We start from the raw sequence: 22,510 nt of genomic DNA on the forward strand, positions 1-22,510 counted from the left end.
TCATGCCACAAATTATCTTTCTTCCTAACGAAGAATTATGCCCAGAAGGTTTAGTAGTTGAAGCTGAAAAGGGCGAAACAGTGCTAAATGTTGCGTTAAAAAATGACATTGGCGTTGAACATGCTTGTGAAAAAGTATGTGCTTGTACCACTTGTCATATGATCATTCGTGAAGGTTTTGATTCACTAGATGAAAGTGATGAGCTCGAAGACGATATGCTTGATAAAGCTTGGGGTTTAGAGCCTGAATCACGTTTAGGTTGCCAAGCCATCATCACTGACGAAGATTTAGTCGTCGAAATACCCAAATACACCGTTAATATGGTTAGTGAAAACCACTAATTAATTATAAAAGTATTGAATATAAAGGCTGAAACCCAAAAGTTTCAGCCTTTTTAATATGTGAGTCTTAAGTTGTTTTGTTATGCAGTTCAAGCGCCTGTCTGATAGGCGCTGGCATTTCTGTTGATTGACGTGTCAGCGGGTCAAAAAACACTTCAACAGTTTCATATGTTGCATGTATTTCCATCGTATCCGCATGTAAAATTCTCTCGATAAAAGTACAGCTTTTATTACCAATGCGGGCTAGCACGCTATCTACAACAATCAAATCTCCTGCAACGAGTTCCCGCTGAAACTGCAGTTTTGCTGAAGCGGTTACGGTATGTACGCCAAATTCTTTTTGCATTTTTTGGTGACTGCCCCAGTAAAGCGGCCATAAATGAAATGCTGCATCATCAAAAAAATGACTATAAAAGCGGACATTCATATGCCCAAAGCTGTCACAATACCAGGGATGCACAACTCCACGGAGAATTTCGAGTGGATCAGACATAATTAATCTTCTCCTATATATTATTAAACTGATTAGTAATCATCGAGATAGGGGGCGGTAATGCATTCTAAGTTACAGATAACGGCGCAAAAAATGCGCCGTTTACTAAATAAAAGAATGCTTAAGACACCATTGAGTGAGGGTCTATTACAAACTTCTTCGCCGCGCCATGATCAAAAGCTTCATATCCTTGTGGTGCGCCATCAAGTGAAATTACTTGCACGTTAACCGCCTTAGCTATTTGAACTTTATCCCACAAAATGGCTTGCATCAGGTTGCGATGATACTTCATCACCGGGCATTGACCGGTAACAAAATAATGTGATTTGGCCCAACCAAGACCAAAATTCATGCTAAGTTGTCCGGTTTTGGCCGCTTCAGTAGAGGCACCAGGATCACCAGTGACATAAAGTCCTGGAATACCAATACCACCGCCTGCACGAGTAACTTCCATCATAGTATTAAGTACAATTGCTGGCTGTTCTTTATGATGACTACAGCCATGGCTGTGAGCTTCAAAGCCAACACAATCGACAGCAGCATCAACTTCAGGCACACCTAGTATTTGTTCGATCATGTCTGGTACGGTCGCATCTTGGCGTAAATCAATGGTTTCGCAACCAAAGCTACGTGCCTGGGCTAGACGATCCGGGTTCATGTCACCAACAATGACACAAGCCGCGCCAAGTAATTGCGACGATGCAGCAGCCGCAAGACCAACTGGACCTGCACCGGCAATATAAACCGTAGCACCAGGAACAACACCAGCCGTTACTGCACCATGGTATCCGGTGGGGAAAATATCAGAGAGCATGGTTAAATCACGGATTTTTTCTAACGCTTGATCTTTATCTGGAAATTTTAACAGATTAAAGTCAGCATATGGCACCATCACATATTCAGATTGACCGCCAACCCAGCCGCCCATATCAACGTAACCAAAGGCAGCACCTGCGCGACCTGGGTTAACGTTTAAACAAATACCTGTGTTTCCTTCACGACAGTTTCGACAACGACCACAGGCGATATTAAATGGTACGGAGACAATGTCACCAACATCTAAAAATTCAACGTCACTACCTTTTTCGATGATCATACCGGTAATTTCATGACCTAAAACAAGTCCTGGTTCGGCAGTAGTACGACCGCGTACCATATGTTGGTCACTGCCACAGATATTTGTGGTCACTACTTTTAAAATAACCCCGTGCTCGCATTTGCGGTTGCCAATGGCAAGCTTAGGGTAGGCAATATTTTGAATTTCAACATTTCCCGGGCCTGTGTAAACAACGCCGCGGTTTCCATGATTTGAACACATATCAAGCTCTCTTGTTGGTTAAATGACGCTAACAATATTTTTTTGATGGTTTGTTTTGGTCATTAATTAAGGATCAAAGCCACTTCCTATCGTTATTTAAATAGTTGTTGGCTTAGGTGAAAAAACACATAGGTCAGAGTAACGTTTTGCTACTTATATCGGCATATCTGAAAAAGACATCGGCATGTCTGAAACAGACAAAAACTGATTTTTGAAGAATGTCTAGAAAAAGGTAACCAACGACAAACTTTAATAATATTAATTTAAACTTAGTCGTTGGTTTTTGCTGCTAGAAGTGCGTTAAGTGGTTGTGCTTGTTAGCTTACTTGGAAAAGACTACTGTTTTTTTACCATGCATGAAAATTCGATGTTCGATATGGCAACGTACCGCGCGAGATAGTGTTAAACATTCGATATCACGCCCTTTAGCCGCTAAGTCCTGAGGGTAGTAGCAGTGATCAACAGTCTCGACGCCTTGGCTAATGATCGGCCCTTCATCGAGATCATCACTCACGTAATGCGCCGTGGCGCCAACTAATTTAATGCCACGATCATAGGCTTGATAATAAGGTCTAGCGCCTTTAAAACCAGGCAACAACGAATGATGAATGTTAATGGCTTTACCGGCAAGCTTTTCACACATGTCACTAGAGAGTACTTGCATGTAACGAGCTAATACCACTAAGTCCGCTTCACAATCTTGAATTATTTGCCAAACTTTGGCTTCTTGCTCAGGTTTGGTTTCCTTACTTATTGGCAAATGGTAATAAGGAATGCCATGCCATTTTGCCAGCTCTTTTAAATCAGGGTGATTAGAAATGATCGCTGGAATTTCAATATCAAGATCGCCAGTTCGATAACGGTATAATAAGTCATTCAGACAATGATCGTGTTTTGACACCATGATCACCACTTTTGATTTATAAGAGCTTGATGCCAGTTGCCATTGCATCTCAAATTCACCGGCTCGTTGTTCGAACTCTTGGCAAAAATTTTCTCGGTTAAATTCTGTCTCTGTATCGGATCTAAACTCTATGCGAATGAAAAAACGATCTTCAGCAGTATCATCAAACGAGTGAATCTCATTAATATAAAACCCCTGTTCATACAAAAAACGGGTCACCACGTCAACCGTCCCAGGTCGGCTAGGGCAGTCTGCGGTGATAATGTGGGTTTGTGGTACTGGTTTGATATCGGACATTTTGATCCTCTATTTTAATTTAAAAAACCGCTTGGTTTGATTAATGCAAACTTGAGCGGCTTTATTATTGTCGTTATCTCTCCCCTTAAACCGTTAAAACAGTTAGCTTAAGGGGAGGTTAGGGTTATTTAAACAATAGTCAGGCCGTATTCTTGGCTGCCTTGTTGGATCCATAACCAAATATAGTCAGAAAAACTGCGGCGTACAACTAATTGAAATTTGTTTTCACTGACTCGCAAAATATGTGCGCCAGCCTTGGCGAAGGTGGTACCTATGACTTTGCCAACAGGAAAACTATCCAAATGTAGATCATAACCAGTCGATTTCTTCATTAGTTCAACAACATTGCTGCCGCTCAATTCAAGAATGGTTTGCGCGCCACTAATATCACTGACCGCAAAGTGACCTTTGAGATATGAGCGGAGTTTTTGCTCGACATCATATTCGCTGCCTGAAGCAACAACAATCAGCCACTCATCAGGCGCTAACCACATTATCTGGGCGAGGTCGCTCTTAGCACTGCTACAAGGAGTAACTGGCAGCGCTACTCCTAAGGCTTCTTGCACGCCGGCCAAAAACTCGACATCTTGAGCATTGCCACGTAAGTTAAGGTGACCTAAAAATGCCGCCTCATGTAAGACAATACCACCTGAATTTGATTGGCCAATTAGCTGGTCAAGTTGGGCATGGTGCAACGGCGATTCTACATGTACTGAATTAGACATTTTGACGGTCTCCCTTTGGATCATAAAATACTGGGCTGCAAATTTCAGCTTCAACAGTAGTGCCATCACTTAATGGCAAAAATACACTCTGTCCCTTGCGGTCAATACCACCTTTAACTACGGCTAAAGCAAAAGAGTAGCCCATGCAAGCACTGTAATAGCTTGAGGTTACATGACCGACCATTTTCATTGGAATACTTTGGTTTTTCTCAAACACAATTTGCGCGCCTTCTGGCAAGACAAAGTTTGGATCTTTTGGTTTTAAACCAACCATTTGTTTGCGATCATCACGTTTGTTGTCATAGCGGGTCCAAGAACGTTTGCCGATAAAGCTAAATTCTTTCTTCTTGCCGACTACCCAGTCCATGTCTAAATCTTGTGGTGTAACCGAGCCATCGGTGTCTTGTCCAACAATGATGAAACCTTTCTCTGCACGTAAAATGTGCATAGTTTCGGTGCCATAAGGAGTAATATTAAATTCTTCTCCCGCAGCCATCACCGCTTTCCAGGTATGCATACCGTAGTTGGCTTGTACGTTAATTTCAAAAGACAACTCGCCGGTAAAAGAGATGCGGAAAATTCGCGCCTTAACGCCAGCAACCTCAGCCGCGCGCCAGTCCATATACTTGAAACTGTCGTTGCTTACATCAATGTCACAGATTTTTTCGAGCACTTTACGTGCATTAGGACCTGATATTGTCATTGTTGACCAATGATCAGTCACCGTTGAGAAATAAACCTCAAGCTCAGGCCATTCAGTTTGATGCCACAACTCTAACCATTGCAACACACCTGCGGCGCCGCCTGTGGTTGTGGTCATGATAAAACGATTTTCATCAAGACAGACTGTAACCCCATCATCAAAGACCATACCGTCTTCTTTACACATTACTCCATATCGACATTTTCCAACGCCTAACTTACTCCATGGGTTGGTATAAACACGGTTTAAAAATTCTCGCGCGTCTTTACCTTGAATATCAATTTTACCTAAGGTGGAGGCATCTAGAATACCGACGCTATTACGCGTAGCTAAACACTCACGTTCAAGGGATTCTTGCATGGTTTCCCCAGGTTGTGGGAAATACCAAGGACGTTTCCACTGGCCAACATCTTCAAACTCGGCGCCATTGTCAAGGTGCCATTTGTGCATTGCACTAAAACGCGCAGGATCAAACAAGTGCTTAACATCGGCGCCGGCTAAGGCACCAAACGTTGTTGGCGTGTACATTGGACGGAAGATGGTTGTGCCGGTTTCAGGAATTGTTTTTCCTAACGATTTGGCCGTGATGGCCATGCCGTTAATATTGCCCAGCTTGCCTTGATCGGTACCAAAACCTAACGCGGTATAGCGCTTTACATGCTCGATAGACTCAAAACCTTCACGGTTTGCCAGCTCGATGCCAGCCGCGGTCACATCATTTTGATAGTCGACAAATTGCTTTGGCGCTCGGCTGGTTTTTTTACTGTGCGGCACGTGGAATAATGCCATTGATGCATCTTCTTTTGGATCGCTGGTTTGCGGTAATGTGCCGCTGAAACTGCCTTCACCTTTGCCTGCCGCTTGAGCAGCTACCGCGCCAGTAGTAAAGCCATCACTGATCACTTTCGATAAGGCGTAAACGCCTTCAAGCCCACCGCAAATATGTTGCTGTTGTACAGTTTCACCCGGTACAAAACCTGCGATGTCTTCATTCCATACCGGACGAGAGCCAGTATGTGATGATAGATGGATAACCGGGCTCCAACCGCCAGAGCTGGCGACAGTGTCACAAGCAATATGTTTTGCGGTGCCGGTAACACTATGATTCACAGCATTGATTGGTGCAATATCAACACCTTTAACGCGTTTGCTACCGCTTACTTCGATAACCGCGTGACCAAAGATGACGTTTATGCCTAATTTTTGGGCTTTTTTAACCAATTCACCATTTGACGATTCGCGGGTGTCAACAATGGTGACAACCTTGCGTCCTGCCTGATGCCAGTCGATCGCCGTTTTGTACGCATTGTCATTGGTGGTCATTAACACCAATTCTTTGCCAGGCACAACATCATAGCGATTAATATAGGTAGAAACCGCATTCGCTAACATACAACCTGGTACGTCATTGTTACCATAGACCAAAGGACGTTCATGAGCACCAGTGGCTAAAATCACTTGTTTTGCTCTGACTTTGTGTACTCGTTGACGCGTGCTTTGTAGCTGATTTTCACCTAAATGATCGGTGCGGCGCTCGTTAATACCCACTAGGTTGTGATCGTAATAACCAAAAACCGTACTGCGTGGTAATAATAAAACGTTGTCCATGGCAGCAAGTTGAGCGACAGTTTTTTCAACCCATTGGCTTGGTAGCTCACCATCTATTTGCTGTTTAGAGCATAATAAACTGCCGCCAAATTCGTTTTGCTCGTCACTAATGATCACCCGTGCGCCAGTTTGTGCAGCAGACAGTGCTGCCGCTAACCCCGCAGGGCCGCCACCAACAATCATCACATCACAGTGATGGTGCATTTTGTCATAGCTGTCTGGATCGTTTTGTTGCGGGCTAGCACCTAAGCCTGCGCCTTTGCGGATCAAATGTTCATAAGACATCCATAATGACTGAGGAAACATAAAGGTTTTGTAATAAAAACCTGGTGGCATCATTGACCCACCTAGCTTGCCCACCGTTGACATTAAATCAAAGTCAACATTCGGCCAGCCGTTGGTAGAACTTGCCGCCAGCCCTTGATAAAGATCGGTTTGCGTAGCACGTGGGTTCGGAATAGTAGTGGCTTGCGTTGAACCAATTTGAAAAATTGCATTTGGCTCTTGTGAGTCACTGGTAATAATACCGCGCGGCCGTGAGTATTTAAAACTACGGCCAACTACATCAACACCATTGGCCAGCAAAGCTGACGCCACGGTATCACCTTCAAAACCTTGAAACTCTTTGCCGTTGAAGGTAAAGGTTAACGTGCGGTTGCGATTAATGCGCTTGCTGCTTGCAGCGATTCGATTAACTTGGCTCATGATTGGCCCTCTTCACTAGCGGTGACACTGGGTTTTAGACCCATTTTGTATGTTTCCATGATCTGATAAGTCACGGTATTTCTGGTCATGTTAAAATATTTTCGACAACCAGCAGCGTGCAGCCACATTTCGTGGTGCAAACCGCGTGGGTTTTTACGGAAAAATAAGTATCGTGCCCATTGTTCATCGGACAATTCTTCTGGGTTTAGTGGACGCTCGATATGTGCTTGTCCTGCCGGACTAAACTCTTCTTCTTCGCGCATCTCTTCACAATAAGGACAGTGGATAAGTAACATAAATAATTCCTCTTAGTGGGCAACGCCGGCCGCACCGTGTTCGTCAATTAGTTCGCCAGAAGTAAAGCGGTCGATGCTAAATGGTTTTGCTAACGGATGTGGCTCATCGTGGGCAATAGTATGGGCAAACACATGACCTGCACCAGGCGTAGCTTTGAAACCACCGGTACCCCAACCACAGTTAAAGTAGAGGCCCTTAATATGTGTTTTAGAAATAATCGGACAAGCGTCAGGGCAGGTATCAACAATACCGCCCCATGCGCGATTGAGTCGTACACGACTAAAAATTGGGAACATTTCGATAATTGCAGCAATGGTATGCTCAACGACATTGAATGAACCACGTTGACCATATCCTGTATAGCCATCGATACCCGCACCAATGACCAAATCACCTTTATCTGATTGACTCACATACCCATGTACATGATTTGACATCACGACGGTATCCAAAATTGGTTTTAGTGGCTCTGACACCATCGCTTGCAGAGGATGTGATTCAAGCGGTAATTCCATACCAACCATTTTGGCGATCACACTTGAGTTACCCGCGGCCACACAAGCGACCTTGCTAGCTGAGATAAAACCACGATTGGTTTCAACACCTTCTACTGCTCCATCTTTACGACGAATACCGGTTACTTCAGTTTGTTGCAATAAATCAACGCCTAATGCATCTGCCGCACGGGCAAAACCCCAAGCGACGGCATCGTGGCGCGCAGTACCTGCACGAGCTTGCCATGAAGCCCCCATTACCGGGTAACGTGCGCCTTTAGAACAATCTAAAATAGGCACCATTTCTTGTACTTGTGCGGTGGTAAGAACTTCACCATCAATGCCGTTCAGACGGTTGGCATTAACGCGACGTTCGATGTCGCGCATGTCTTGCAGCGTATGGCCAAGGTTCAATACACCACGTTGACTAAACATCAGGTTGTAGTTCAGCTCTTGGGCCAGACCTTCCCATAGTTTTAATGAGTGTTCATATAAGTGCGACGCTTCGTCCCATAAATAGTTAGAACGTACTATGGTGGTATTACGGGCGGTATTACCACCACCAAGGTAGCCTTTTTCAATCACAGCAATGTTAGTGATACCATGTTCTTTGGCTAAGTAATAGGCTGTCGCCAGACCATGTCCACCACCACCGATGATCACTACGTCATAATGTTTTTTGGGAGTAGGATTACTCCAAACCCGTTGCCAGTTCTCGTGGTAGCTTAACGAGTGTTTTAACAAGCCAAATCCTGAATATTGTTGCATGGTCTTACCCTTTTCTAAATTGCATTATTGGACGAACAAGGTGACCTAAATTACTTAGGTCACCGGTGTATCAATTAACGATACACAGGGTTTTGGTCACATAAGTCCAACACTTTATTACGTACATCCGTAATCGTTTGTTCATTGTCAATGTCGTCTAACACATCACAAATCCAACCTGTTAGTTCAGCCGACTCATTAATACCAAAGCCACGACTGGTGATTGCTGGTGTGCCAATGCGTAGGCCACTAGTAACAAACGGTGATTGTGGATCGTTCGGCACTGAGTTTTTATTAACTGTGATATTGGCACGGCCTAGGGCGGCATCGGCGTCTTTACCTGTAATGCCTTTATCGATTAAATCAAGTAAAAACAAATGATTATCAGTACCACCAGAGACAACGTTATAACCACGTTGCTGGAATACTTTTGCCATCTCACGAGCATTGTCGATGACTTGTTGCTGATACTCTACATAACCACCAGATAATGCTTCTTTAAACGAAATTGCTTTCGCGGCGATAACGTGCATTAATGGTCCACCCTGGCCGGCAGGAAATACCGCTGAGTTTAATTTTTTGGCAAGTTCATCATTTTGTTTCGCCAAAATTAGTCCACCACGTGGGCCACGCAATGTTTTGTGGGTTGTGGTGGTAACTACATCCGCAATAGGCACTGGGTTAGGGTATAGGCCTGCTGCGACTAAACCGGCTACGTGCGCCATATCGACAAAAAACCAAGCGCCAATGCTGTCAGCAATGTCACGAAAACGTTGCCAGTCAACAACACGTGAATATGCAGAGAAACCAGCAATGATCATTTTCGGTTGATGTTCTTTGGCAAGGCGTTCTACTTCCTCGTAGTCAATTTCACCGGTTGCTTCATTTAAACCGTACTGCACTGAGTTATATATTTTACCGGAGAAACTTACTTTCGAACCATGGGTTAAATGACCGCCATGAGCTAAACTCATACCAAGTACAGTTTCACCTGGTTTTAATAGCGCCATAAATACCGCAGCATTGGCTTGTGAACCAGAGTGCGGTTGCACATTGGCATAGTCGGCGCCGAATAACTCTTTGGCACGATCAATGGCCAGTTGCTCAATAACATCTACGTGTTCACAACCGCCGTAGTAACGTTTGGCTGGATAACCTTCAGCGTATTTGTTGGTAAGTTGAGTGCCTTGAGCTTCCATAACCCTAACACTGGTATAGTTTTCTGATGCTATCAACTCAACGTGATCTTGTTGACGCTTGTCTTCTTGCTGAATTGCTTGCCAAATGTTGTCGTCGAAGCCTGCTATTTGATCATTTTTATAAAACATTTCACTTCCTTTGCGTCAAAACACGCCGTAGTTTATTTATTGAGGTTAGATTCGATACTAGCTTGCAATATAGGGGGTAACCATTCCGCTAACGTCTTGGTTACATCTATTTACGACATAAAAATTAACGTCGTAATTGAACTATAAATCGCATCTCTAATTGTTTGATATGTGTATCGGTTATCAAGTTTTATGCCGTTTTGGCAAAGTTAATATTCAACCGAAACGTCGCCCTGAGGTACACTACAACAGCTTAAAATGTAACCATCAGCAACATCTTCATCTGTGATGCCACCGTTATGTGACATTACTACTTCACCTTGAGTTTTTTTAACTTTACAGGTGCCACATATGCCCATACCGCAGGCTTTAGGGATGTGCAGGCCAACTTTTGAGGCGGCCGAATGAACCGTGTCACCTGATTTGATTTTGACTATTTTACCGGTCTTGCTAAATTCAACTTCGAGTAGGTCATTATCATCAATTGATACTCCTGCGGCATTTTCGGCTTGCTGTTCGGCGTCAAGTTTTGCTTCTTCTGGTGGCGCACCAAAACTTTCTTCATGGTAGTTCGCCATGTCAAACCCGAGACGTTCGAGCATTTTTTTAACTGCCGTCATATAAGGCGTTGGCCCACAACAATATACTGTGCGGTCCATGAAGTCTGGTGCGATTATTCGTAGCTTATGCTCATCGAAGAAACCGGTAAAACCGCTCCAGCTTTCGCCAATGTCATATTTCTCACAAATTAAATTGAGATTGAAGTTAGTTATTCTGGAATCCATGTACTCAAGTTCGCGACGATAAATGATGTCGCTAGGAGTGCGGGCACTGTGGGCAAAGATCATATCGACTTCACCATTGGTATCAAACCACCAACGAGCCATTGACATCACCGGTGTAATACCAACTCCTCCAGAGAGTAATAAAACTTTTTCTGCACTGATATCAATACAGTTGAAGATACCTACAGGGCCATGTACTGCAATTTGATCACCTTGTTGAAGGTTGTCGTGCAGCCAATTTGAAACTTGCCCTCCTGGTGCACGCTTTACTGTGATTGAAAAACTGTAAGGAACCGAAGGCGATGACGAAATAGTGTAACTACGTAATACCTGAACGTCATCGATCTCTAATTCTAGGGTTACGAATTGGCCTGGTTTGAAAAAATGCATCACTGGCTTAGTACTGGCAAAACAATAAGTGCGTACATCAATGGTTTCGTCAATCACTTTGACGCATACGACGTCGTGACGACCATTTGTCCATGCTTGAGTGTTAACGGCTTGCTGAAAGGTATTTGTCATAATAAAAGGCCTGAATATTATATTTATGGTCATACAATAGCTTTGAGTGCTTATTTGCCGCTTAACTAAAAACGACATTGATATAGTCGTTTTTGCCATATCAAGTCTTCATCCTGCTGATGTAAATGTTGATCTAGATCAATTTCTTTAGGAATTACTATTTTTGGTCGGTATTAATAAGTTTTTAAGTCGTTTTTAGATAAATCGATTGACGCGGTGGGACTCAATATCTTAACCAAGAAAGAATGCGAACATCTCGTTGGTTTAAGTTGTTCATTATCTAAATAAACATCGACATCAAGTGTTGTCGATTATTAAGCATTAAGGAATTATTCATGACATGTTCACATGAACAACAAAATTTACTGGTTACTTCAGAAAGTCAGTCGGCAAAGGCCGTTGCTGATACATTAGAAAGGCATCCAATAACTTTTTCTTTACCACAGCAGTTTTATACCGATGCAGATGTTTTTCAGGTAGAAATGGAACAAATTTTTTACAAGGAATGGTTGTTTGTCGGCATTACTGGGGAAATCCCGGACAATGGCAATTTTATTACTTTAGATATTGGTGATAATCCGATCACCGTGATAAGAGATCAAAATGGTGAAGTGCGCGCTTTTCATAATACCTGTCGCCACCGCGGCTCTAAAATTTGCTTAGTTAAACAAGGGAAAGTACCTAAGTTAGTATGTCCTTATCATCAATGGACTTACGAATTAGATGGCGATTTACTCTTTGCCGGTACAGAAATGGGCGATGATTTCGATAAGAATGATTATGGTCTGCATAAAGTTAATTGTCGCGTTGCTGGTGGTTATATTTTTGTTTCGCTAAGTGATAACCCAACTAATATTGATGGCTTCTTTGACGATTTAACTCATTACCTGGAACCTTATGATTTAGATAATTGTAAGGTCGCCGTCGAAAGTACCTTAATTGAAGATGCTAACTGGAAGTTAGTGATTGAGAATAACCGTGAATGTTACCATTGTAACGGTAACCACCCAGAATTATTGAATACTTTACTAGAGTGGGACGACACCGAAGATCCACGCGCAAGTGATGAATTTAAAGCACAAGTAGCGGCCAAACAAGCAATGTGGGAAGAAGAAGGCATTCCTTATAAGCATGTTTCTCATGGTCATGGCTTACGTAACCGTATAGTTCGAATGCCGTTACTCGAAGGAACCGTGTCGATGACGATTGATGGTAAAGCGGGTTGTAAAAAATTAATGGGCCGTATTAAAAACCCAGATCTGGGCTCAATGCGAATTTTACATCTACCAAATTCGTGGAATCACGCGATGGCAGATCATTTAATTGCTTTTCAGGTACTGCCGCTAGGACCGCAAAAAACACAAGTAACCACTAAGTGGTTAGTTCATAAAGACGCAGTGGAAGGTGTTGATTATGACGTAGAACACCTACGCCGAGTTTGGGACGCAACCAATGAACAAGATCGAACGTTAGCTGAAAACAACCAAAAAGGGATTAATTCTAAGGCTTATCAGCCAGGACCTTACTCAACCACTTATGAGTTCGGTGTGGTTAATTTCATCGATTGGTTTAGCGATACTATGCAAAAAAACATCAACTCTTCATCTTAAATGGTTAGTCTGATAAAGGCGTTAATAAACGCCTTTTGATTAAAAATATGGTTATACTTTTTTAACTTTGTTATGGGGTAAATCACAGTTCGCCCTAAAATCCAGTGATATAATCACTGGATTTTTTTTCTTCAGGGAGGAATGTTTTAACCTCCTTACAGAACTCTTACTTATGTTAAATCATTTTAAACTTTCTATAAGTCGGTACATGTCATCTGGGTGTCGCATTTAGATAGTTTGATCTAAATCAACTCTGACTTAATGGAATCAGTTGGTGTTTTCAGCCATTAAGTTGGCTACATATGTGTATTTTAAGTGTGACTCAAACTATAATTGAGTCATTAACTTTTAATAATAAATGTGAGTGAACACCCTTCATCCAGATGGTTATAAACTGGTAGCCTAACTAACAGTTTATAGACATCTTTACTTTTACTTATAACAACTAAAAAAAGGTGGTTTATCATGGTGGCGAATCATGGTCTGTTAAAAGGCATGAATCCAGTTTCAACACTTGTATCGATGGCAATTATCATGCTGTTTGTTTTGGCCGGTGTATTTTTTACCGAACAATCGGCAACGGTATTTAATGCGATATCAGGTTGGATCTTGGCTTATCTTAAATGGTATTACATTGGCATTGTCGCAATATTCTTATTTTTCTGTATCTGGCTGGCATTTAGTCGCTACGGTAACTTACGTTTAGGTGATGATGACTCAACACCTGAATATAGTAACTTTTCCTGGTTTGCAATGCTGTTTAGTGCCGGAATGGGGATAGGTTTAGTGTTTTGGTCTATTGCCGAACCTATTTACCACTTTCAAAGTAATCCGTTTATCACTGAGGGATTAACCGCGGAAGCGGCACAAGTTGCTATGCGTCTGACCTTTTTCCATTGGGGACTTCACCCATGGGCAATTTATGTAATTGTTGGTTTGTCGTTATCTTATTTTTCTTATCGAAAGAAGCTACCTTTGACCATCCGCTCTGCACTTTACCCGTTAATTGGCGATAAAATGTATGGACCTGTTGGTCATGCGGTTGATGTGCTTGCTGTATTTGGTACCGTATTTGGTGTAGCAACGTCGTTAGGTTTAGGGGTTACTCAAATGAACACCGGCCTTAATACCATGTTTGGTATGGACGTGTCTCTTGGTAATCAAATTATGCTTATTGCCGTTATTTCCGCTGTAGCAACAATCTCTGTAGTATCAGGTGTTGGTAAAGGTGTGAAAATTTTATCGGAAGTAAATATGTGGCTAACGATTGGTATTTTAGTGTTTTTACTTTGTTTTGGTCCTACTCGTTATTTACTTGGCAGCTTACTGCAAAATACCGGCGATTATTTAGGGAATGTATTATCTCTAAGTACATGGACTGATGCGAACGACAACAGTCAGTGGCAATCTTGGTGGACCGCATTTTATTGGGGCTGGTGGATGGCCTGGGCACCATTTGTAGGTATGTTTATTGCGCGTATTTCTAAAGGTCGCACTATTCGTGAGTTTATTGTTGGCGTATTGCTGGTACCAACCATGCTAGGTTTTGTTTGGTTAACTTTGTTCGGTAGCACTGCTATTTATCTAGAGTTGTTCCATCAAATTACCAATGAAGCGGGTGAGGTGGTTGCGGCTGTTGGACAAGCGGGCATTGTTGACGCAGTTAAGGCTGATGTAACCCAAGCCTTGTATGTGACGTTAGACAAGCTTGATGCTGGCTTTATCGGTACTATCGCGGCATTCCTGGCAACTCTGTTGATTGCCACATATTTCATTACCTCATCAGATTCTGGCACCTTAGTAGTCACTACGATTTTATCAATGGGTGATTCACACCCACCAACCAGTCATCGAGTATTCTGGGGCTTGGGTGAAGGTGCTGTTGCTGCCATATTATTAATGGTTGGCGGGTTAAAGGCTCTGCAAACAGCCTCAATTACCGCAGCACTACCATTCTCATTTGTGATGATAATTATGATGTGGGGTTTGATAAGGTCGCTGAAGCAGGAGGGGGTGGTCCCTTTGGTACATCGCCAATCTAAACTAAGTAGTACCTAACTACGATTTCAGATTGGTTGTTTAATGATTGAAAAGCCAGAGCAGTAACATGCTCTGGCTTTTTTCACTTCAAGGATGAAGTGATGCAAACTGCTTTGATAGCATGTCCATTGTTTCTTATCCGTCTCTTAAGTGCGATTAACTGAAATAGAAAAAATACACCGTCATATAAAGGTTTTGTCAATTAATACAAGCAGAAAATGCAATTTTCGGATCGTATTTCTTAAAGTCACTACAAAGTGACTCATATCATGAGTCACTTAGAGCTTACTTTATATTAAGATCTACTAAATCAGGCAAGAACCTTCATGCCAAGAGCTTTAATATTCATGACCCAAGGATGGTGATACTCTTCAAAACCTGTAATCTTTGGTGGTGGAAAGCTCTGATCTGCGAAAGTGCCGATTTTGATTCCAATACGAGAATTATCTGTATCTGCCGTGTAGTAAACTGTCGATGCGCATTCTGGGCAGAAATAGTATGTAGCGCCCTGATCGGCACAAGTTCGATATGGAACTGGCTTATCTCCAGGAAACTTCCATGTAGAAGATTTACCTTGAATTGTTAACTCTTCACGGGGAAATCTCGCTTGCACGCTAAAAGCACTACCTGATTGTTTTTGACATAAGTAGCAATGACATAAGGAAACACGTTCAGGGTCAGGACCAACATGCGTTACAGTTAACTGCCCACAATTACATGAAGCTGTACGCGTTTTTATTGAAGTATCACGAGTTTCTTCCTTAGTAGGAGAAACTCCTGCTCTAACATTAGCAGCTATTAATGCCGAGCCTAAGAGAGAAGCCCCTCCAGCCAATAGAGTTCGTCGAGTAAGTTTTTTTGTCATTGAAAATTACCTTTTATCTTAATGAGAACTTAAGCTCTAAATGTATTATCTCCAGTAAAGTATTGGTGACAATTACTGTAGATTACCTCTGCTCAAAGTATCATCAATTTATTAAAAAGTGATAGTTCACATCACAATAGCTAAGTATAGTATAAGTATTGTGAATTTAGACATTTATATCGGTCAACGATTGAACGGTAGTTGTTCGCCCTCAGCGGCCCGTGAGCGAACAGGATAAGTTGAATATTTCATTAATTAAGTTAGATAAAACTACTTTAAAAGTAACAAATAGTGCTAAATATTTTCTGTAATTACAACACAGCTGCATTCGTAACTGTTATCTCCAAATTTTAGGCATCTTCCTCGTGCATTTGGCCGTCGACCAGTGTCATTTGTTGTACGAATTCTTCGTCATGTTTTACCAGCCTATAGCTTCCGTCAAACATATTTTCTAGAAAGATGTTTTCTCCTTTATTGGTCTGTAACTGGTTGAGCACTTCTTGTGGTAGTTCTACTCCCAAGCCCTTGCCGACAGCTCGTATCTTAAGTTCAATCATTTTTTAACCTCTTAAGCAATTATATCCTCAGAGTTGTACCTGTCTTTTGATGACAAGATACTATAACTTAAATTGTAGTTGTTCAATTTCATTGGTACAAGTCTATGCAGCTGAATAGGTGTCACATAAAAATAGCATTATGAGTGCTATTGTACCTTTTGCAGCAAATGGTAGTTTGACGAAACTTATTTAAAAGTGGGCGGCTATAATGAGCGATCCGCGGAAGTAATATCACGACACACTAAATCTACTTATAGTACTCAGTCTACCCGTGATGTTTTGCACGGGATCTCACTCTAGCTTAGCCCTTAAGTAAGAAATTACTTAGGGGCTTCTTCTATTATATGACGGTACTTTTTAACGATCTATGCTGTAACTGACAATGGCGCTGAAGGGACGGATGCCTTTCAATGGAATTTAAGAAAGGTAGTCCCATTTTTCTTGTCAAAAACTTAAAATGTAATATGATTTTTATTCAAATGTAATCTTTAAACAATTAGCGCTAATAGAGCCAAATTATCTGACTTGGTATAAATTAACAGGCCACCACATTAATGGCCAAACCACCTAATGAAGTTTCCTTATATTTACTCATCATATCTAAACCGGTTTGGTGCATGGTGGCGATAACATCATCTAGGTGTACGTGATGGGTACCATCATCTTGCAGTGCCAGTTTACTTGCATTAATAGCTTTTACTGCACCCATAGTGTTGCGCTCTATGCACGGTACCTGTACCAAACCATCGATAGGATCACAGGTTAAACCCAGGTTATGTTCCATGCCAATTTCAGCAGCATTTTCTACTTGCAGGGGCGTACCCCCCATTACGGCAGCCAAGCCCGCTGCAGCCATTGAACACGCGACGCCAATTTCACCTTGGCAACCCACTTCAGCGGCAGAAATAGAGGCATTGCGATGATATAACAGACCAATGGCGGCTGCGGTAGCCAAAAACTCGATAATTGCTTTGTCATCATCTTTACTGTGAAACTTTAAGTACCAGGCAAGAACGGCAGGAATGACCCCCGCAGCACCATTGGTTGGTGCAGTAACCACGCGTCCGCCAGCCGCATTCTCTTCGTTGGTGGCCATAGCAAATAAGTTTAACCAATCTAGAGAGTCAATATTGTCAGTGTTATTTTTGTCGGTTAACTTTTGGTGCATTTGATGAGCACGGCGTTTTAATTTTAAACTGCCAGGTAATGTCCCTGGTGTATTTATGCCGCGTTTGATACAGCTATCCATGACCCGCCATATATGTAATATCCTGTTATTGATGTCTGCATCGCCCAATTTTTTTTCGTTGGTTAACATTATTTCAGCGATTGACTTGTTTTCTTGTTGACAAATAGCGAGTAATTCTCGAGCAGAATCATAAGAGTAAGGCAGACAAACTTGTTCATTTTCCTGTTGAACAAGCTCAGATTCATCGACAACAAAACCGCCACCGACAGAAAAATAACGACGACTAAGCAGAGTGTTTTTGTGTTCATCATAGGCACAAATTTGCATGCCATTGGCATGTTGATCTAAGAACTTGGTAAAGTTAAAGCATAAGTCATCACTCATGTTAAAATCGATGCTCCGCTCACCTGCCAGAATAAGCTTGTTGTTGTCTTTTACTTTTTCGATATAAGGCTGGATGTTGTCAGGATCGACCTCGTTTGGTGTTTCTGCCATTAAGCCTAAGATACAAGCTGTATCGGTAGCGTGTCCTCGGCCGGTTAACGCCAAAGAACCATATAAATCAATACGAACTCTTGTAGTGTGCTTTAACTGGTCTTGTTGTTTTAATGTTGCAACAAAACGATTACCCGCGACCATAGGTCCGACGGTATGGGAGCTAGACGGGCCAACGCCAATTTTAAATAAATCGAAAATACTGTGTGCCATTTGAATTAATCTCGCTGAGTTTGCTCTTAATACCAATTCCGCCAATTTTTTGACTAATAAATTATTGGGTTTAGTATGGTTTGTGTTGTTATTTTTTTGACAACATAGCAGCGCTTAAAGCCGCGCGCTATCTAATATTTGCAACGTGTAGGGATTGGATAAAAGGGTGTCGTGATTGGATGGTTTTATCGGTTAATATCAGCAAATCGATACTTGCGATTAATATAAAAAGGCGATTTTTATCGCCAATCAAATAGTGTAATTAATCGTTTTTGATTTCTCTCAACGCTAAAATAACCATATCATCAAGTTGATAGTTATCATGGTTTGCTGCTTCTGCAAGCTGTGCGCGCATGCTTGGCGCCCAAAAACGATTTATGTGATGACTGATCTCAATCACGCATTGCTGTTGCTCTTTACCATGTAATAAATTAAGCGCAATTTGATTGGCCATATCTACCACATATTTTAAACGATCATCTGACATATCCTGCTCTCTTGTTTCTTTGTTATTGGTAATTGATTAACTGTAAATTGTATGACGGCCATTACGAGCAAACCCCACTAACGTCATGTTAGTGTTTTTTGCTATGTTTATCGCAAACGCCGTCGGGGCCGAAACAGCAATCAGCATAGTGATACCTGCAGCTTGTGCTTTACTGACCATTTCATAGCTGGCACGGCTGGATATCAACAAAAAACTGCTGTGGTTGATGACAATGTTTGACGCACTGATTGCACCAATGAGTTTGTCTAATGCGTTGTGGCGACCAATATCTTCGCGAATAAGTTTTATGTTACCGTTTTCATCACACCAAGCAGCACCATGAATGGCACCGGTGAGTTGTTGGAGTGGTTGATGCGCTTGTAAGCGAGTCACCGCTTTTTGTATCGCCAAGTTGGTGAACTCGCTTAATTCTCGGGGTGGTTGCTTACTTCTCTGTCCATTGATTCGTTGATTTTTCATCGCTTGCTGTAAAGATTCTGCACCGCACAAACCACAACCTGTGCGACCAGTCATGTTGCGCCGCTGTTGCTTTAAACGCCATACCGCTCTGCTGGTTACAGTGATATTTAATTCAACTCCTAGCTCTTGTTCTGTAACACTAATGTCCAGTATCTCACCAACGTCATTGACAATTTTTTCGCTTAAACTAAAGCCTATTGCCAAGTCGTACAAATCACTTGGTGTGCTCATCATCACCACATGAGAAATACCGTTATATATCAAAGCAACGGCAGTTTCTTCAGCGATGTCATCCATCACGGTGGTTAGAGAATTATTCGAACAACGCAGCACTTGCTGTTGCTGCGCTGTCGGCATATTGACGGCAGTGTCTGCTGCCATAATGTTATGTTTCAGCAACTTGCCTCCCGTTTTTATTTTTTAAGTATTGTTCCTGGCGCTGACTGAACTGCTCGTAGTCCGCTTGCCACTGCGACGGTTCATCTACCTTAGTCGCTTGCACTGCTGTTACTTTATATTCAGGGCAATTAGTTGCCCAGTCAGAATTTTCAGTGGTAACCACATTAGCGCCGCTCAATGGGTGATGGAAGGTGGTATAAACAACCCCAGGCTGCACGCGTTCACTAATGTGCGCGAGTAATGCCGTGGTGCCTGCACGACTGGCAATACCTATCCAATCACCGTTATTGATACCTCTGTCTTCAGCGTCATTAGGGTGGATTTCCAATACGTCTTGATCGTGCCAAATTTGGTTGTCGGTACGCCTTGTTTGCGCGCCAACATTATATTGGCTTAAAATTCGCCCTGTGGTTAATAACAATGGAAAACGTTTATTCGCCTTTTCCTGTGTTGGCACATATTCAGTAATAGCAAACTTGCCTTTTTCGCCAACAAAACTCTCAGTGTGCATGATTGGCGTACCCAGTGGCGCCTCTTCATTGCACGGCCATTGAAGAGAGCCAAGCTGATCTAATTTTTGGTAACTAACACCGTTAAACGTTGGCGTTAAACGCGCTATTTCATCCATTATTTCACTCGGGTGCTGATAATTCATGTTATAGCCGAGTACTTTGGCAAGTTCGATAGTGACTTGCCAATCTTCCTTCCCTGCCAGGGCCGGCATAAGTTTACGCACTCTGGAAATACGTCGTTCGGCATTGGTAAATGTGCCATTTTTTTCCATAAATGACGAGCCTGGTAAAAATATGTGAGCGTATTTTGCGGTTTCATTAAGAAATATATCTTGCACAATAATACACTGCATCGAGCTTAATGCTTTTTGTACATGCTGAGTGTTTGGATCCGATTGGGCGATATCTTCACCTTGACAATACAAGCCTTTAAAATCGCCATGTATTGCCGCTTCGAACATATTTGGAATGCGCAAACCAGGCTCACTATCTAATGATACTTGCCATTCTTGTTCAAATAAGTTGCGTGTGTTTTCATCGCCAACATGACGATACCCTGGCAGCTCGTGTGGAAAAGAGCCCATATCACAAGAGCCCTGCACATTATTTTGGCCACGCAGCGGATTCACGCCAACACCTTCTCGACCAATATTGCCGGTAACCATTGCCAAATTAGCAATTGCCATTACTGATGAGCTGCCTTGCGAGTGTTCGGTGACACCTAAACCGTAATAAATGGCACCGTTTTTAGCGCTGGCGTATAGTCTGGCAGCAGCGCGTAATTCACTCGCGTCGACTCCGGTGATTGCCATGGTGTTTTCTGGTGAATGGCGTTGGTCTTGAATATGCTCAAACCATTGCTGAAAACTTGCATCATCACAACGATGGTTTATGAACTCAGTATCTTCCAGACCTTCGTCAACAATGACATGGGCCAGAGCATTGATCAATGCCACGTTGGTACCAGGGCGCAGTTTAAGGTGATGTTGCGCTTTGGTATGCGGGCTGTCAATAAGGTCTATGCTGCGCGGGTCGGCAACAATTAACTTAGCACCTTGGCGTAAACGGCGTTTAAGTAATGAACCAAATACCGGGTGCGCGTCGGTTGGGTTGGCGCCAATGATGAGCACTACATCCGTTGCCATCACTGATTCAAAGGTTTGGGTACCCGCGGATTCGTTTAAGGTGGCTTTTAAACCATAACCGGTTGGCGAATGACAAACTCGGGCGCAGGTATCGACATTATTATTTTGAAAAACTGCACGTACCAGTTTTTGCACCAAATAGGTTTCTTCGTTGGTACAGCGAGACGATGTTATAGCGCCGATGCTGTTGCGACCATGTTCTTTTTGAATATCGGTTAAGCGCTTAGCGGCAAACGCTAATGCCTCTTCCCAACTAACTTCACGCCAGTCTTGTTCGATATTATCGCGGATCATCGGGCTGGTGATCCTGTCCTGATGGGTGGCGTAACCAAAAGCAAATCGGCCTTTAACACAGGAGTGCCCCTGGTTTGCTTGGCCATTTTTATCTGGTACCATTCTCAACACCTTATCGCCTTGCATGTCTGCGCGGAACGAGCAGCCAACACCACAATAGGCACAGGTGGTAATAATGCTGTGATCTGGCTGACCATTATCGATCACTGACTTTTCGGTTAATGTCGCAGTTGGGCAGGCTTGAACACAGGCGCCGCACGACACACAGTCAGATTCGATAAAGTTCTGGTCTTGACCGGTACTTATACGCGAATCAAACCCTCTACCTTCAACCGTCAAGGCAAAAGTGCCTTGCACTTCTTCACAAGCTCTAACACAGCGAGAGCAGGCAATGCATTTAGAATCGTCAAAGCTAAAATAGGGGTTCGATGAATCAGTTGCGCCATCAAGATGATTCTTGCCTTCAAAACCATAGCGTACTTCACGTAAACCGACGGCACCCGCCATATCTTGTAATTCACAATCGCCATTTGCTGGACAGGTAAGGCAATCTAACGGATGATCTGAAATGTAAAGCTCCATAACATCGCGACGCAATTTGGCTATTTTTGTATTTTGCGTTTGAACCTTCATACCATCTTTTACTGGCGTTGTACAAGAAGCCGGCATGCCACGCATCCCCTCAATCTCTACCGCACACAAGCGACATGAACCAAAGGCTTCTAAGTTATCACTGGCACACAGCTTAGGAATATTTATATCAGCAATAGCGGCGGCTCGTAATACCGACGTTCCTTCAGGCACGACAATATTTACACCATCAATTTGTACGCTAACCTGTACGCTAGATTTAGACAAAGGTGTGCCTAAATCTTTACTAAGGTCGGTTGGTAGAACGGCAGCTGGCTCTTTTTTGGGATCGAAATAATTTATCAT

Annotated in this window: 18 protein-coding genes; 3 read left to right on the forward strand and 15 right to left on the reverse strand. The window is 42.7% G+C overall.

Annotation, left to right across the window (positions count from 1 at the left end; all coding sequences use genetic code 11):
• Positions 1-2 precede the first annotated feature (2 nt).
• The gene (gene fdx, locus RI844_RS18805) at positions 3-341 is read left to right on the forward strand and encodes an ISC system 2Fe-2S type ferredoxin (RefSeq protein WP_348396173.1); all 339 of its coding nucleotides are present in this window, start codon (positions 3-5) and stop codon (positions 339-341) included.
• Positions 342-408: 67 nt separating this feature from the next.
• On the opposite strand, the gene RI844_RS18810 is transcribed toward fdx, so the two are convergent.
• The 9 genes from RI844_RS18810 to RI844_RS18850 all read right to left on the reverse strand — a co-directional run bounded on the left by RI844_RS18810 (position 409) and on the right by RI844_RS18850 (position 11,288).
• Complete coding sequence (locus RI844_RS18810) at positions 409-834, reverse strand: acyl-CoA thioesterase (protein WP_348396174.1); 426 nt, start codon at positions 832-834, stop codon at positions 409-411.
• Between the two features lie 121 nt (positions 835-955).
• Positions 956-2,152, reverse strand: coding sequence for a formaldehyde dehydrogenase, glutathione-independent (gene fdhA, locus RI844_RS18815; protein ID WP_348396175.1), 1,197 nt, complete (start codon positions 2,150-2,152; stop codon positions 956-958).
• Positions 2,153-2,474: 322 nt separating this feature from the next.
• Positions 2,475-3,353, reverse strand: a complete 879-nt coding sequence (gene purU / locus RI844_RS18820; RefSeq protein ID WP_451923623.1) for a formyltetrahydrofolate deformylase — start codon at positions 3,351-3,353, stop codon at positions 2,475-2,477.
• Positions 3,354-3,481: 128 nt separating this feature from the next.
• Positions 3,482-4,078 carry a sarcosine oxidase subunit gamma gene (locus tag RI844_RS18825; protein WP_348396176.1) on the reverse strand — a complete coding sequence of 199 codons (597 nt, stop codon included), beginning with the start codon at positions 4,076-4,078 and terminating at the stop codon, positions 3,482-3,484.
• On the reverse strand, positions 4,071-7,094 hold the full coding sequence (locus RI844_RS18830) for a sarcosine oxidase subunit alpha (protein ID WP_348396177.1): 3,024 nt from the start codon (positions 7,092-7,094) through the stop codon (positions 4,071-4,073). The genes RI844_RS18825 and RI844_RS18830 overlap by 8 nt, the downstream gene beginning before the upstream one ends.
• The gene (locus tag RI844_RS18835; RefSeq protein ID WP_348396178.1) at positions 7,091-7,390 is read right to left on the reverse strand and encodes a sarcosine oxidase subunit delta; all 300 of its coding nucleotides are present in this window, start codon (positions 7,388-7,390) and stop codon (positions 7,091-7,093) included. Before RI844_RS18835 ends, RI844_RS18830 begins: the two co-directional genes overlap by 4 nt.
• Positions 7,391-7,402: 12 nt before the next feature.
• Positions 7,403-8,653 (reverse strand): sarcosine oxidase subunit beta family protein, encoded by a 1,251-nt coding sequence (locus RI844_RS18840; protein WP_348396179.1) that lies wholly within the window; start codon positions 8,651-8,653, stop codon positions 7,403-7,405.
• A gap of 74 nt (positions 8,654-8,727) precedes the next feature.
• Complete coding sequence (gene glyA / locus RI844_RS18845; protein WP_348396180.1) at positions 8,728-9,981, reverse strand: serine hydroxymethyltransferase; 1,254 nt, start codon at positions 9,979-9,981, stop codon at positions 8,728-8,730.
• Between the two features lie 209 nt (positions 9,982-10,190).
• Positions 10,191-11,288 carry a hybrid-cluster NAD(P)-dependent oxidoreductase gene (locus tag RI844_RS18850; RefSeq protein ID WP_348396181.1) on the reverse strand — a complete coding sequence of 366 codons (1,098 nt, stop codon included), beginning with the start codon at positions 11,286-11,288 and terminating at the stop codon, positions 10,191-10,193.
• 335 nt (positions 11,289-11,623) lie between these two features.
• On the opposite strand from RI844_RS18850, the gene RI844_RS18855 reads away from it, so the two are divergent.
• Both RI844_RS18855 and RI844_RS18860 read left to right on the forward strand, forming a co-directional pair.
• Complete coding sequence (locus tag RI844_RS18855) at positions 11,624-12,898, forward strand: aromatic ring-hydroxylating oxygenase subunit alpha (protein WP_348396182.1); 1,275 nt, start codon at positions 11,624-11,626, stop codon at positions 12,896-12,898.
• Positions 12,899-13,363: 465 nt separating this feature from the next.
• Positions 13,364-14,956: a BCCT family transporter gene (locus RI844_RS18860; RefSeq protein ID WP_348396183.1), complete on the forward strand. Its 1,593-nt coding sequence runs from the start codon at positions 13,364-13,366 to the stop codon at positions 14,954-14,956.
• 292 nt (positions 14,957-15,248) lie between these two features.
• Here the strand turns inward: RI844_RS18860 and RI844_RS18865 are convergent, their stop codons facing one another.
• The 6 genes from RI844_RS18865 to fdhF form a co-directional block, all read right to left on the reverse strand.
• On the reverse strand, positions 15,249-15,803 hold the full coding sequence (locus tag RI844_RS18865; protein WP_348396184.1) for a GFA family protein: 555 nt from the start codon (positions 15,801-15,803) through the stop codon (positions 15,249-15,251).
• A gap of 350 nt (positions 15,804-16,153) precedes the next feature.
• Positions 16,154-16,360, reverse strand: coding sequence for an AbrB/MazE/SpoVT family DNA-binding domain-containing protein (locus RI844_RS18870; protein WP_348396185.1), 207 nt, complete (start codon positions 16,358-16,360; stop codon positions 16,154-16,156).
• A 535-nt stretch (positions 16,361-16,895) separates the two neighbouring features.
• The gene (locus RI844_RS18875) at positions 16,896-18,257 is read right to left on the reverse strand and encodes an L-serine ammonia-lyase (protein ID WP_348396186.1); all 1,362 of its coding nucleotides are present in this window, start codon (positions 18,255-18,257) and stop codon (positions 16,896-16,898) included.
• A 262-nt stretch (positions 18,258-18,519) separates the two neighbouring features.
• Positions 18,520-18,744, reverse strand: a complete 225-nt coding sequence (locus RI844_RS18880) for a formate dehydrogenase subunit delta (protein WP_348396187.1) — start codon at positions 18,742-18,744, stop codon at positions 18,520-18,522.
• A 36-nt stretch (positions 18,745-18,780) separates the two neighbouring features.
• Positions 18,781-19,623, reverse strand: a complete 843-nt coding sequence (gene fdhD / locus RI844_RS18885) for a formate dehydrogenase accessory sulfurtransferase FdhD (protein WP_348396188.1) — start codon at positions 19,621-19,623, stop codon at positions 18,781-18,783.
• Positions 19,610-22,510, reverse strand: a complete 2,901-nt coding sequence (fdhF, locus tag RI844_RS18890) for a formate dehydrogenase subunit alpha (protein WP_348396189.1) — start codon at positions 22,508-22,510, stop codon at positions 19,610-19,612. Before fdhF ends, fdhD begins: the two co-directional genes overlap by 14 nt.

The sequence above is a fragment of the Thalassotalea fonticola genome, assembly GCF_032911225.1.
Classification (GTDB): domain Bacteria; phylum Pseudomonadota; class Gammaproteobacteria; order Enterobacterales; family Alteromonadaceae; genus Thalassotalea_A; species Thalassotalea_A fonticola.